General features: G+C 64.4%; 12 protein-coding genes. All 12 read left to right on the forward strand.

The window, feature by feature from the left end; genetic code table 11:
* The first annotated feature begins 135 nt into the window (after positions 1–135).
* The 12 genes from BXY53_RS01400 to BXY53_RS01455 all read left to right on the forward strand — a co-directional run bounded on the left by BXY53_RS01400 (position 136) and on the right by BXY53_RS01455 (position 12,668).
* Entirely contained in the window at positions 136–1,338 is a 1,203-nt protein-coding gene (locus tag BXY53_RS01400; protein ID WP_119060165.1) for a pyridoxal-phosphate-dependent aminotransferase family protein, read from the forward strand.
* 77 nt (positions 1,339–1,415) lie between these two features.
* Positions 1,416–2,396, forward strand: coding sequence for a TRAP transporter substrate-binding protein (locus tag BXY53_RS01405; protein ID WP_119060166.1), 981 nt, complete (start codon positions 1,416–1,418; stop codon positions 2,394–2,396).
* Positions 2,397–2,496: 100 nt separating this feature from the next.
* Positions 2,497–3,012, forward strand: a complete 516-nt coding sequence (locus BXY53_RS01410; protein ID WP_119060167.1) for a TRAP transporter small permease — start codon at positions 2,497–2,499, stop codon at positions 3,010–3,012.
* Positions 3,009–4,289 (forward strand): TRAP transporter large permease, encoded by a 1,281-nt coding sequence (locus tag BXY53_RS01415; protein WP_119060168.1) that lies wholly within the window; start codon positions 3,009–3,011, stop codon positions 4,287–4,289. The genes BXY53_RS01410 and BXY53_RS01415 overlap by 4 nt, the downstream gene beginning before the upstream one ends.
* 9 nt (positions 4,290–4,298) lie before the next feature.
* Entirely contained in the window at positions 4,299–5,075 is a 777-nt protein-coding gene (locus tag BXY53_RS01420; protein ID WP_119060169.1) for an enoyl-CoA hydratase/isomerase family protein, read from the forward strand.
* A gap of 2 nt (positions 5,076–5,077) precedes the next feature.
* Complete coding sequence (locus tag BXY53_RS01425; protein ID WP_119060170.1) at positions 5,078–6,289, forward strand: CaiB/BaiF CoA transferase family protein; 1,212 nt, start codon at positions 5,078–5,080, stop codon at positions 6,287–6,289.
* A 141-nt stretch (positions 6,290–6,430) separates the two neighbouring features.
* Entirely contained in the window at positions 6,431–6,910 is a 480-nt protein-coding gene (locus tag BXY53_RS01430; RefSeq protein WP_119060171.1) for a (2Fe-2S)-binding protein, read from the forward strand.
* Between the two features lie 46 nt (positions 6,911–6,956).
* On the forward strand, positions 6,957–9,329 hold the full coding sequence (locus BXY53_RS01435; protein ID WP_119060172.1) for a xanthine dehydrogenase family protein molybdopterin-binding subunit: 2,373 nt from the start codon (positions 6,957–6,959) through the stop codon (positions 9,327–9,329).
* A gap of 17 nt (positions 9,330–9,346) precedes the next feature.
* Positions 9,347–10,156, forward strand: coding sequence for an FAD binding domain-containing protein (locus BXY53_RS01440; protein WP_119060173.1), 810 nt, complete (start codon positions 9,347–9,349; stop codon positions 10,154–10,156).
* 15 nt (positions 10,157–10,171) lie between these two features.
* A complete protein-coding gene (locus BXY53_RS01445; protein ID WP_119060174.1) occupies positions 10,172–11,116 on the forward strand; it encodes an AAA family ATPase in 945 nt (314 codons plus the stop codon).
* Positions 11,113–12,342, forward strand: a complete 1,230-nt coding sequence (locus BXY53_RS01450) for a vWA domain-containing protein (protein WP_119060175.1) — start codon at positions 11,113–11,115, stop codon at positions 12,340–12,342. Before BXY53_RS01445 ends, BXY53_RS01450 begins: the two co-directional genes overlap by 4 nt.
* Positions 12,339–12,668 (forward strand): XdhC family protein, encoded by a 330-nt coding sequence (locus BXY53_RS01455; RefSeq protein WP_119060176.1) that lies wholly within the window; start codon positions 12,339–12,341, stop codon positions 12,666–12,668. Before BXY53_RS01450 ends, BXY53_RS01455 begins: the two co-directional genes overlap by 4 nt.
* Positions 12,669–12,670 lie beyond the last annotated feature (2 nt).

Here is a 12,670-nt window from a genome sequence, read left to right on the forward strand (position 1 = left end):
TCGCATTATGAATTCAAAATTAATCATTATACCCGCGCGATGCGCCGGACAAGCGTTTCTGTGCCGCATCGTGGAAACGGTTTGTACCTGAGGATCACGCGCAGACTGTCGAACTGAAGCGAGGGAGCATTGGCGATGAACACAAGCGGCCGCCATTTCCTGCAGATTCCCGGCCCCACCAATGTCCCCGATCGCGTTCTGCGCGCGATGGACTTCCCGACTATCGACCACCGCGGCCCACGCTTCGCCGAAATCGGCCAGCAGGCGCTGGAAGGCATGAAGCGCATCGTCAAGACCGAAAAGGGCGAAGTCATCATCTATCCCGCCTCGGGTACGGGTGCGTGGGAGGCCGCGTTGGTCAACACGATGTCGCCTGGTGACAAGGTTTTGATGTATGAGACCGGCCATTTCGCCATGCTCTGGCGCAAGATGGCCGAGCGAATCGGGCTGCAGCCGATCGTGCTGGAGGGCGACTGGCGCCACGGCGCGGACCCGAACGCGATCGAGCAGGCCCTTCGCGCAGATGCCGGCAAGGACATCAAGGCGGTTTGCGTCGTCCAGAACGAAACCTCCACGGGCTGCGCCTCGCGGATTGACGAAGTTCGCAAGGCGATCGACGCGGCGGACCACCCGGCGCTTCTGATGGTCGATACGATCTCGTCGCTCGCCTCTATCGATATGCGGATGGATGAATGGGGCGTGGATGTCGTTGTCGGCGGCTCGCAAAAGGGCTTGATGCTGCCACCTGGCATCTCTTTTAACGCCGTCAGCCCTAAGGCGCTTGAAGTGAACAAGGCGGCCGGGCTGCCCCGGTCCTACTGGGACTGGGAGGACATGCGCGGCCCGAATGCCAAGGGCTTCTTTCCCTACACGCCAGCCACGAACATGCTCTACGGGTTGGTCGAGGCCATAGCAATGCTCGAAGAGGAAGGGCTCGAGAACGTCTTTGCGCGCCACGATCGGCTGGCCGAGGCGACCCGCCGAACGGTCCGGGCCTGGGGGCTGGAGCTTCTGTGCCAGGAGCCGCGGCATTACTCCAGCTCGCTGACGGCCGTGGTTATGCCGGAAGGCCACGACGCCGACGCCTTCCGCGATGCGGTGCTCAGGAATTTCAACATGTCGCTCGGCGCGGGCCTGTCGAAGCTTGCGGGCCGTGTCTTCCGTATCGGCCATCTGGGCGATTTCAACGAACTCAGCCTGACGGGTACGCTGTCGGGCGTGGAAATGGGGCTGGCGATCGCCGGTGTTCCGCATAACAAGGGGGGCACGCAGGCGGCGCTCGATTACCTGGCCGAAACTTCGCCTTATCGGGAGCCGATCAAGACGGCTGCCGAATAAGAGCCTTAGTTGGTGCGTCCAGTAACACCGCTATGGCATAACTCTGAAACCGCTTTCTATAGGGAGGAGAAAACAACATGAAACTAAGGCACGTTCTTCTCGGCCTTGCCGCGCTCGCAATGACGGCGACGCCGGCAATGTCCGCGGACATGGTGCTGCGCTTTGGCCATGTCGGCAAGCCGGGCTCGCTATTCGATCTTTCGGCCAAGGAATTTGCCCGCCGTGCCAATGAGAAGCTCGGCGACAAGGCCGAGGTGAAGGTGTTCGGCTCTTCGCAGCTCGGTAACGACACCGAACTGCTGCAGAAGCTGAAACTCGGCCAGGTTCACTTCTCGCTGCCGTCCTCTGTGATGTCCTCGGTCGCGCCGGAGTTCGGCGTCTTCGAGATGCCGTACATCATCCAGAACCGCGATCACATCCGGGCTGTTTCCAAGGAAATGCTGGATGACACCTTCCAGCCGGCTGCCGAGCGCAACGGCTACAAGATCCTGGCGTTCTGGGAAAACGGCTTCCGCAACATCACCAACAATGTCCGTCCGATCAACAAGCCGGAGGATCTGGAAGGCATCAAGCTGCGCACGCCGAAGGGTGAGTGGCGCGTCAAGATGTTCAAGGCTTATGGCGCCAACCCGACGCCGATGGCTTTTTCCGACGTGTTCACCGCGCTCAAGACCGGCGTCATCGACGGCCAGGAAAACCCGTATGCGCAGATCGCGTCGGCCAAATTCCAGGAAGTGCAGAAGTACCTGTCCATCACAGGCCACGTCTACACGCCGGGCTACATTCTGACGGGCAAGCGCACCTTCGAAAACCTGCCGGAGGACGTCCAGGCCGCTCTGCAGGAAGCCGCGCTCGAGACGCAGGAATACGTCTATGAGACGGCGGCCCGGCTCGAAAACGAGCTGCTGGAAGAGCTGAAAAAGGACATGGAGGTGAATGAGGCCGACAAGCAGGCCTTCATCGAGGCGTCTCAGCCGATTTATGACGAGTTTGGTTCAACCGTGGAAGGCGGCGACGAGCTGGTCAAGCGGGTGATGAGCCTCGCCCCCACCAACTAATCCCTGTCGACACTGCGCCTCGCCTTCGGGCGGGGCGCACCGCCTTTCTCAGCGGCCGGCTGCCGTCGGTTGCGTGATCCATGCCCGAGGTTGAGCAAAAATGCGTCAGGCCGCCCGTGCGCTTGCGTTTCTGCTGGAGTGGTTTCTGATCATTCAGATGTTCGCGCTGTCGATCGTGGTCATCTATGCGGTGATCTCTCGAAAGATGGGCGCGTCGCTGAGCTGGTATGACGAGATCGCGGCCATCCAGCTCGCCTGGATTACTTATTACGGCGCCGCGCTTGCCGCTCTGCGCCGTCGTCACATTGGGTTCGATGGCGTCCTGCTGGCGCTGCCCATCCCGATCCGCCGCGTCATGGTCATCCTCAGCGAAGCGCTGGTCATCGGGTTCTTCGCGCTACTCACCTGGTCGGGCTGGGAGGTGCTGCAAGTTCTTGAAGGCATGTCCCTCATCAGCCTGACCTGGGTGCCGGTGCAGCTCACGCAGTCGGTCATACCCATCGGCGGCGCACTGTTCATCATCTGTAGCCTGCTCAGCTTCCCGGACTACTACAAGCTGACCATGGCCGGGCATTCGTTCGAGCATCCCGAGATCGTCGAGGAAGAACCGGCATGATCGTACTCGTTATCTTCCTCGCCCTGCTTTTCATGATCTTCATCAACGTGCCGATCGCCGTGGCGCTGGCGATCTCAGGGGTGATCGGCATTGTCGCCGCCGAAGGCATGGGCGCGCTGGTGACGGTCGCGCTCGACATGTACAACGGCGCCACCAAGTTCTCGCTCATCGCAATCCCGATGTTCGTGCTGGCCGGCGCGATCATGAACGCCTCGGGCATCACGCAGCGGCTGATTGACTTTGTCTCCGCGCTGATTGGCTTCGTTCGCGGCGGGCTGGCGATGGTGAATGTCGGGGTTTCGCTGTTCTTCGCCGAAATTTCAGGTTCGGCCGTGGCCGACGTCGCTGCGCTCGGCTCGGTGATGATTCCGCAGATGAAAAAGCGCGGCTATAAGGCCCCGTTCGCCGCCGCGCTGACCTCGTCCTCCGCGTCGCTGGCGATCATCATTCCGCCGTCAATCCCGATGATCCTCTACGCGGTCTCGGCACAGACCTCCATCGAGCAGCTTTTCGTTGCCGGCGTCGTTCCCGGGATCATCGGCGGTGCGGGCCTGATGCTGCTGTGCTGGTATTTCGCGCGGCGCTATAACCTGCCGGTCGAGGCGGCTTTCGATACCAAGCGTCTGCGCGAGACGTTCATCGCTGCGCTGCCGACTTTCGCGCTGCCGGTCATCATCCTCGGCGGCATCTTCGGAGGCTTCGTCACCGCGACGGAGGCCGGCGGTCTGGCTGTTCTTGCGGCGATCATCATCGGCTTCTGGTACCGCGAGACGGACTTCAAGCAGCTTCGCCGCGCCATGCTCGACGGTGCGATGCAGACCGCTGTCGTCATGGTGCTGGTCGCCGCGTCCGTGCTGATGGGCGGCTTCCTGACCCGCGCGCAGATTCCGCAAGACCTCGCGGCCGCGCTGCTCGACATCACGGACAACAAGTGGGTGATCCTTGCGATCCTCAACGTGTTCTTCCTGGTGATCGGCTTCTTCCTTCACTCGGCCGCAGCGATCATCCTGGTCGTGCCGATCGTGGTGCCGCTGATCACGCAGGTCGGCATCGACCCGGTGCATTTCGGGCTGGTCGTCACGCTCAACCTGGCGATCGGCCAGCAGACTCCGCCTGTGGCGAGTGTGCTGATAACGGCGTGCTCGATTGCGCGGGCCAATGTCTGGGACGTCAGCAAGATCAATATCTACTTCATTGCGGTGCTGCTGCTTGTGCTACTTTTGTGCACCTACGTGCCGGTCGTGCCGCTGTTCCTCGTCGAACTGCTGTACCGCTAGAGGCGATCCATGAGCGAAACCCAGGAACTGATCTACGAGGTGCGCGACGGGATCGGCTGGATCACGTTCAACCGCCCCGAAGCTCGCAACGCCTTCACCTTCGCAATGTATGAGCGGTTGCAGGAAATCTGCACGAACGCCGAACCGGGCGGCGAAGCGCGCGTGCTCGTGATGCGGGGCGCGGGTGGTAAGGCCTTCGGCGCGGGCACGGACATGACGCAGTTCCGCGCGTTCTCCAAGCCGGAGGACGCCTGGGCCTACGAGGACCGCATGGAGCGCGTGTTCGAGGCGATCGAGAGCTGCCCGCTGCCAACCATCGCGGCGATAAACGGCGCGTGCACCGGCGGCGGCGCGGCCATTGCAGCGGCCTGCGACCTGCGCATCGCGAGCCCAACGCTCAAATATGGCTTCCCTGTCGCGCGAACGCTCGGCAACTGCCTGTCGGTGTCCAATCTCGCGCGGCTGAGCGAGCTGATGGGCGCGGCGCGGGTGCGCGACGTCATCATGACGGCGCGGCTTGTCGAAGCCGAGGAGGCCAAGGCGATCGGGCTGGTCTCGGAAATCGCCGAAGACGTGGACGCTCGGGCGCAGGAACTCGCGGAGACGGTCGCGGGCCACGCGCCGCTGACCCTGCGCGCGACGAAGGAAGGGCTGCGCCGTCTGCGCGTCGCCGCGGCGCATGTCGATGATCGCGATCTGATCGAAATGTGCTACATGAGCGACGATTTCCGCGAGGGGCTGGACGCCTTCCTGTCGAAGCGGAAGCCGGCCTGGCAGGGCAAATAGCGATGGCTAAGGAGTCGAAAGGTCCGCTCGCCGGGGTGCGCGTGATCGAACTGGCCCACATCATGGCCGGCCCGGTCTGCGGGCTGATGCTGGCCGATATGGGCGCGGACGTTATCAAGGTGGAAAAGCCGCAGGGTGACGACACGCGCCGTTTCGTGCCGCCAGAGATTGAAGGCGAATCCGCCGCCTTCATGATGATGAACCGGAACAAGCGCGGCATCGCACTCGACCTGAAGCAGGAGCAAGCGCGCGAGGTGCTGTTCCGGCTGCTCACCGAGGCGGATGTCCTGATCGAGAACTACCGCAAGGGCACGATGGAAAAGCTCGGCCTCAGCTACGAGACGCTGCGCGAATACAACCCCGGCCTGATCTATGTCGAGATTTCCGGCTTCGGCCGCACCGGACCCTACGCCGGGCGCGGCGGGTTTGACCTGATCGCGCAGGGCATGTCCGGGCTGATGTCCATCACGGGAGAGGGCCCGGGCCGGCCGCCGGTGAAGGTCGGGCCGCCGGTCTCGGACATCACGGCGGGCATTCTCGGGGCGATGGGTGTCTCGGCGGCCTATGCGCATAAGCTGAAGACCGGCGAGGGCCAAAAGATCGACACGTCGCTCTTCGAGGCCGCGATCACGCAGACCTACTGGCAGTCCGCCATCGCCTTTGCCACGGGCGAGTCACCCGGGCCAATGGGTTCGGCGCATCCGCTCAACGCGCCCTATCAGGCGTTCGAGACGGCGGACGGCTGGATCAACATCGGCGCGGCCAATCAGGCAAACTGGGAGCGGCTGATCGCGGTCCTGGGCGCGCCCGAGTTGAACGACGATCCGCGTTTTTCCTCCAATGCCGCGCGGATGGCCCATCTCGATGAATTGTCTGAAACGCTCAATAAAATCTTCCGCGCTCGCACGACTGAGGAATGGCTGACGGCACTGGACGAGGCGGGGGTTCCTGCCGGACCGGTGCTTTCCATCACCGAGATGCACGCCGATCCCCAGACGCGGGCGCGCGAGATGGTCGTAGCGACGGACCATCCGGTGGCCGGAGAGGTCGAGACCATCGGCCTGCCCGTGAAGTTCTCGGAGACGCCGGGGGGCGTGTGGCGCTGCGCCCCGACGCTGGGGATGCATACGCGCGAGGTGCTGGGCGAACTGGGTTATGCGCCTGAGGAAATCGAGCAGCTCGTATCGGACGGAGCCGCGCTCGCTGGCGACTGATTCACCGGCTGGGGATCGTCGCATTCCGACCTTTTGCCGGTTGGCTGAAAAACTGAATTGCATTACTCTCACCTATTAAATTGATCGGCGTCAAACAGACGGGCTGAGCAATGCCCGCAGCCGCGAGCCAGGGAGGAAACCATGCCGCATGTCACCATGACGGTGAACGGGAACGCCGTGTCGGAGGAGGTGCCCGGCCATACGCTTCTCGTTGACTTTATCCGCCAGAATCTGGGTCTCACGGGCACCCATGTCGGCTGCGACACCAGCCAGTGCGGTGCGTGTGTCGTTCACGTGAACGGAAACTCGGTGAAGGCCTGTACGCTCCTTGCCGCCCAAGCTGATGGTGCCGAGATCACGACGATCGAAGGGCTGGCTCAGGGCGACAATCTGCACCCGATGCAGGCGGCATTCCGCGAAGCGCACGGCCTGCAATGCGGTTTCTGCACACCGGGCATGGTGATGTCGGCGGTCGACCTCCTGCAGAAGAACCCGAACCCGACCGAAGACGAGATCCGCGGTTGGCTGAAGGGAAACATCTGCCGCTGTACCGGTTATCACAACATTGTGAAGGCGATTCAGAGCGTCGCGCAGCAAAGCAAGACGGAAGCGGCAGCTTAGCGCGATAGCTCAGGCGAAACCAGGCGGAACTCAAGAGGTCAGCACCATGGCAGCGGATGGCATCGGCGCGGCGATGAAGCGGCGCGAGGACGATCGGTTCCTCAAGGGCATCGGCCAGTACACCGACGATATCAACGAGCGCAACCAGACCTACTGCTATTTCCTGCGCTCCAGTGTGGCGCATGCGCGTATCGACAAGCTCGACACGTCCCGCGCGGCGAGCGCGCCTGGCGTGGTCGCGGTCCTGACGGCGGAGGACTTCAAGGACGTTGGCGGCGTGCCTTGCGGCTGGCAGGTGACCGGCAAGGACGGCCCCATGGTGGAGCCGAAGCACCCGATCCTCGCGGAGGGCAAGGTACGGCACGTCGGCGACCCGATCGCGGCGGTGATCGCGGAGAGCCTGCGCGAAGCCAAGGACGCGGCGGAGCTGATCGACCTGGAATTGACCGAGCTGCCGGCAGTCGTCGACATGCGCAAAGCGCTGGAGGGCGGCGGCGAGCCTGTGCACTCGGAAGCTGAGAACAACCTCTGCTTCGACTGGGAGCTTGGCGACGAGGCAGCGGTCAACGAAGCCTTCGCCCGCGCGCATCACGTCACGAAGATCGACCTGGTCAACAACCGTCAGGTCGCCAATGCCATCGAGCCGCGCGCGGCGATCGGCATATACGACGCCGGACGCGACGAGCACACGCTCATCACCACCAGCCAGAACCCGCATGTGATCCGCCTGCTGATGGGCGCGTTCGTGCTCGGCATCCCGGAGCACAAGCTGCGGGTCTACGCGCCGGATGTCGGCGGCGGCTTCGGCTCGAAGATCTACCACTACGCCGAGGAAGCGGCTGTCACCTTTGCCGCGAAGAAGATCGGCCGGCCGGTGAAGTGGACGGCGGAACGCACCGAAAGCTTCATGTCCGACGCGCAGGGCCGCGACCATGTCACCCACGCCGAGATGGCGTTCGACGAGAACGGCAAGGCCATCGCTTTGCGCTGCGACACGCTGGCGAATATGGGCGCCTACCTGTCCACTTTCGCGCCCTGCATCCCCACGTGGCTGCACGGTACGCTGCTGGCGGGGCAATATACAACGCCGGCGATCTACACCAACGTGAAGGCGGTGTTCACGAATACGGTTCCCGTCGACGCCTACCGGGGGGCCGGGCGGCCGGAAGCGACTTACATCCTTGAGCGGCTGATGAGCAAGGCGGCGCGTGAGCTTGGCATGGACCAGGCGGAAATCCGCCGGCGCAACTTCATCCAGCCGGAGCAGTTCCCGTATCAGACGCCGGTCGCGGTCGAATATGATACCGGCGACTATGAGGCGAGCCTGAACGCGGCGATGGAGCTGGCGGACTATGCCGGCTTCGAGCAGCGCCGGGCCGAGGCGGCGGCGCGCGGGAAGCTGCGCGGTATCGGTGTTTCGTCCTACATCGAGGCGTGCGGCATCGCGCCGTCGAACCTCGTCGGGGCGCTCGGCGCGCGCGCCGGGCTGTACGAGGCGGCGACGGTACGCGTGAACCCGACCGGCTCGGTCTCGGTGTTCACCGGCTCGCACAGCCATGGTCAGGGCCATGAGACGACGTTCACCCAGGTCGTTGCCGACCGGCTGGGCGTACCTGCGGACAATGTCGAGATCGTTCACGGCGACACCGACAGGGTGCCCTTCGGCATGGGCACCTATGGCTCGCGCTCGCTCGCGGTGGGCGGCACGGCGGTGGTCAACGCGCTCAACAAGGTCATCGAAAAGGGCAAGAAGATCGCCGCGCATCTGCTGGAGGCCTCGGAGGGCGACATCGAGTTCAGCGATGGCGTCTACCGCGTGAAGGGCACGGACAAGGAAAAGGCGTTCGGGGAGGTTGCGCTGGCGGCCTATGTCCCGCACCAGTTCCCGCTGGACGAAATGGAGCCGGGGCTGGAGGAGACGGCCTTCTACGACCCGAAGAACTTCACCTTCCCCGCGGGCACCTACATCTGCGAGGTCGAGATCGAGCCGCGCACCGGCGAGACCAAGATCGTCAATTTCGTCGCGGCGGATGACTTCGGCAACATCGTCAACCCGATGATCGTCGAGGGGCAGGTGCATGGCGGCCTGGCGCAGGGCATCGGCCAGGCGATGCTGGAGCACGCGGTCTACGACGAGAACGGCCAGCTGATGACCGGCTCGCTTATGGATTACGTGATGCCGCGCGCGGATGATGTGCCGTCCTTCAAGATCACGACAACGAGCACGCCCTGCACGCACAACCCGCTTGGCGTGAAGGGCTGTGGCGAGGCCGGGGCGATCGGGGCGCCGCCGGCGGTGATTAATGCCATCTGCGACGCGTTGCGGGATTACGGCGTCGATCACATCGACATGCCGGCGACCCCCGAGAAAGTCTGGCGCGCGATCCAGGCCGGGCGCCCGGCAGCGGCGGCGGAATAAGGCGAGGGAGGTTCACGATGCATGCATTCGACTATCATCGCCCGAATTCGGTCGCCGAGGCGGTGCAGATCCTCTCGCAGAAGCCGGAAGCGAGCCTTCTCGCGGGCGGACAGACGCTGATCCCGACACTGAAGCAGCGCCTCGCTGCCCCGTCGGAGGTGGTCGATCTGCGCGGCATCGGCGATCTGCGCAAGATTGAGAAATCCGGCTCCAATATCGTCATCGGCGCGATGGCGACCCACGCGCAGGTGGCCAGCAGCCCCGATGTGCAACGGGAAATCCCCGCTCTGGCACAACTGGCCGGCGGGATTGGTGACCCGCAGGTGCGCCACGCTGGCACCATCGCCGGCTCGATCGCCAACAACGATCCGGCGGCGGACTACCCGGCGGCGATCCTTGGCCTCGACGCGACGGTCGTGACGGACAAGCGCAAGATCAGCGCCGATGAGTTCTTCACCGGCCTGTTCTCGACCGCGCTTCAGCCCGGCGAGATCATCACAGAGGTGCGGTTTCCGATTCCCAGAAAGGCGGGCTACGCCAAGTTCGAACAGCGGGCCTCGCGGTATGCGCTGGTCGGCGTGTTCGTCTCGCAGTCGTCCGGCATGTTCTCGACCTCGGTCCGCGCGGCCGTCACGGGTGCGGGCGCGGACGGTGTGTTCCGCTCGTCCGAGCTGGAGCAGGCGCTCAAGAGTAACTGGTCGGCGGACGCTGTGCGCGACCTCAAGATGTCGGATAGCGGTCTGCTCAGCGACCTGCACGCCAGCGCCGAATATCGCGCCGCGCTGATCCCGGTGATGGCCGAGCGCGCGGTCGAGAGCGCCGGGTGAGGAGACGGGCGACCCTTGGATAGCGCCGCGCCGAACACCCCGGAAAGCGTCAGCGCCATCAAGACCCTGCTGCGCGATCACGGCTATATCGCCGACGAGGCGCTGGCGACGACGACCTTCCTCGCGCTGAGGTTGGAGCGGCCGCTCCTGCTGGAAGGCGAGGCCGGCGTCGGCAAGACCGAACTCGCCAAGGTGCTGGCGGAGGCCCTTGGGCGTCCGCTGGTCCGCCTACAGTGTTACGAGGGGCTCGACCTCGCCTCGGCGGTCTACGACTGGAACTATTCACGCCAGCTTCTGCACATCCGCGCGGCGGAGGCGGCCGGTGAAGCGGCGACCGCCGAGGGCGTCGAACGTGACATCTACGCACCTGACTACCTGCTGAAACGCCCGCTTTTGCAGGCTCTGGAGCTTTCGGCGGAGGGCGAAGCGCCCGTCCTGCTGATCGACGAGCTGGACCGCGCCGACGAGCCATTCGAGGCGTTCCTGCTAGAACTGCTCTCGGATTACCAGGTGACGATCCCGGAACTCGGCACGATCAAGGCCGACAAGCCGCCGCTGACGATCGTTACCTCAAACCGAACGCGCGAGGTGCACGACGCACTCCGCCGCCGCTGCTTCTATCACTGGGTCGAGTATCCGAGCGTCGAGCGCGAGCTGGCGATCCTGCGACTCAAGGTGCCCGAAGCCGGCGAGGAGTTGACCCGTCAGGTGATCGCCTTCATCCACGAAATCCGCACGATGGATCTCTACAAGAACCCCGGCATCGCCGAGACGATCAACTGGGCGCAGGCGCTCACCGCCCTCAACCATGTCGCGCTCGACCCCGACGCCGTGGACACCACGCTCGGCACGCTCCTGAAATACCAGGATGACATCGCCCGCATCGAAGGCAGCGAGGCCGCGCGTGTGCTCGACAAGATCAAGGCCGATGCGCGCGCGGGCGGGGAGCAGGCGACATGACCTCCGGCAGCGGGGCGGATATTCAGGCGAACATCGTCGCCTCGCAAGTCGACGGCGGACGCATCGCCGACAATATCGCCATGTTCGCCCGCCTGCTGCGCGCGGCCGGTCTGCCCGCCGGGCCGGACAAGACGACGCTGGCGACGCAGGCTGTGCTGGCCGTCGGCATTGACGATCCCAAGCGCTTCTACTGGACGCTGCATTCGGTTTTTGTCGCACGCCGCGCCGAGCACGACCTGTTCAACCAGGCCTTCGTCATGTTCTGGCGCGACCCCGGCTTTCTCGACCAGCTCATGTCACTGATGCTGCCGACTGCGCGGTCAAACCAGGCGCAGGACGACAAGGCGCTCTCGCGGCGCATGGCCGAGGCGCTGTTCGCCAGCCGAGGCGGCGAAGCACCGCGCGCCAAGGAGGAGATCGAGGTCCACGCGACGGGTTCGTGGAGCGGCCAGCAGCGCTTCCAGCAAAAAGATTTCGAGCAAATGAGCGCGGCCGAGTTGCGCGAGGCGCGCCGGCAGATCGCCGCCCTGACGCTGCCGTTTGAGCGACTGCGCAGCCGTCGCTTCGCCCAGGTGTCGAGGCGGGGCCGGCTCGATATGCGGCGAATGCTGCGGGATATGTCGGCGCGGGGGCCGGATTATCTGCGCCCCGCCTTCCGCCGCCGCCGCTGGGTGCGTCCGCCGATCATCGTGCTGTGCGACATTTCCGGCTCGATGGACACATATGCGCGCATCTTCCTGCATTTCATCTACGCGCTGACCAACGATCGCGACCGCGTCCACGCCTTTCTGTTCGGCACCGAGCTGACGCCGATCTCGCGTCTGCTCAAGCACCGGGACCCGGACGCAGCGCTCACACGCGTGTCACAGCGCGTGCGAGACTGGTCGGGCGGCACGCGCATCGGCGACTGTCTGCGCGACTTCAACCAACACTGGGCCCGGCGGATTTCCGCGCAGAACGCGACGGTGCTATTATTCACCGACGGGCTGGACCGCGCCGGCGGCGAGGGGCTGGACCGCGCGGCGCGCAAGCTCGCGGCGAACAGCCGCCGGCTGATCTGGCTGAACCCACTGCTGCGCAGCACGGATTATGCGCCGCTGGCCGAGGGCGCGAAAGCGCTCGCCCCGCATGTGCATGAAACGCGCGAGTGTCACAATCTGAACAGTCTGACCGCGCTCGCGGCGGCGCTTTCCGGGGACACGGCTGCAGGAAGGAGGATGGTATGAGCACGGTCAAGGGATCGGTTCTGGAGACGGCGCGCAACTGGACGGATGAAGGGCGCAAGGTTGCCATCGCCACCGTGGTTTCGACGTGGGGCTCCGCGCCGCAGCCCACGGGCAGCCAACTCGTCATCGACGCTGATGGCAACTTCGAGGGATCCGTTTCCGGTGGCTGCGTGGAGGGCGACGTAATTGTCGCTTCGGAGGACGCCATCAACAGCGGCAAGCCGGAGATGCTCGAATTCGGCGTGGACAACGAGACCGCCTGGCGCGCGGGCCTCGCCTGTGGCGGGCGAATCCGCATTTACGTTGAGCCGATCACGCGGGACTAAGC

The organism is Dichotomicrobium thermohalophilum, assembly GCF_003550175.1.
In the GTDB taxonomy this organism is placed as follows: domain Bacteria; phylum Pseudomonadota; class Alphaproteobacteria; order Rhizobiales; family Rhodomicrobiaceae; genus Dichotomicrobium; species Dichotomicrobium thermohalophilum.

What these genes read in the sequence shown, in the direction of transcription:
- BXY53_RS01450 (WP_119060175.1), top strand. Translation starts at nt 11,113, where the DNA reads ATGACCTCCGGCAGCGGGGCGGATATTCAGGCGAACATCGTCGCCTCG.
- BXY53_RS01410 (WP_119060167.1), top strand. Translation starts at nt 2,497, where the DNA reads ATGCGTCAGGCCGCCCGTGCGCTTGCGTTTCTGCTGGAGTGGTTTCTG.
- BXY53_RS01415 (WP_119060168.1), top strand. Translation starts at nt 3,009, where the DNA reads ATGATCGTACTCGTTATCTTCCTCGCCCTGCTTTTCATGATCTTCATC.
- BXY53_RS01435 (WP_119060172.1), top strand. Translation starts at nt 6,957, where the DNA reads ATGGCAGCGGATGGCATCGGCGCGGCGATGAAGCGGCGCGAGGACGAT.
- BXY53_RS01405 (WP_119060166.1), top strand. Translation starts at nt 1,416, where the DNA reads ATGAAACTAAGGCACGTTCTTCTCGGCCTTGCCGCGCTCGCAATGACG.
- BXY53_RS01420 (WP_119060169.1), top strand. Translation starts at nt 4,299, where the DNA reads ATGAGCGAAACCCAGGAACTGATCTACGAGGTGCGCGACGGGATCGGC.
- BXY53_RS01400 (WP_119060165.1), top strand. Translation starts at nt 136, where the DNA reads ATGAACACAAGCGGCCGCCATTTCCTGCAGATTCCCGGCCCCACCAAT.
- BXY53_RS01430 (WP_119060171.1), top strand. Translation starts at nt 6,431, where the DNA reads ATGCCGCATGTCACCATGACGGTGAACGGGAACGCCGTGTCGGAGGAG.
- BXY53_RS01440 (WP_119060173.1), top strand. Translation starts at nt 9,347, where the DNA reads ATGCATGCATTCGACTATCATCGCCCGAATTCGGTCGCCGAGGCGGTG.
- BXY53_RS01425 (WP_119060170.1), top strand. Translation starts at nt 5,078, where the DNA reads ATGGCTAAGGAGTCGAAAGGTCCGCTCGCCGGGGTGCGCGTGATCGAA.
- BXY53_RS01455 (WP_119060176.1), top strand. Translation starts at nt 12,339, where the DNA reads ATGAGCACGGTCAAGGGATCGGTTCTGGAGACGGCGCGCAACTGGACG.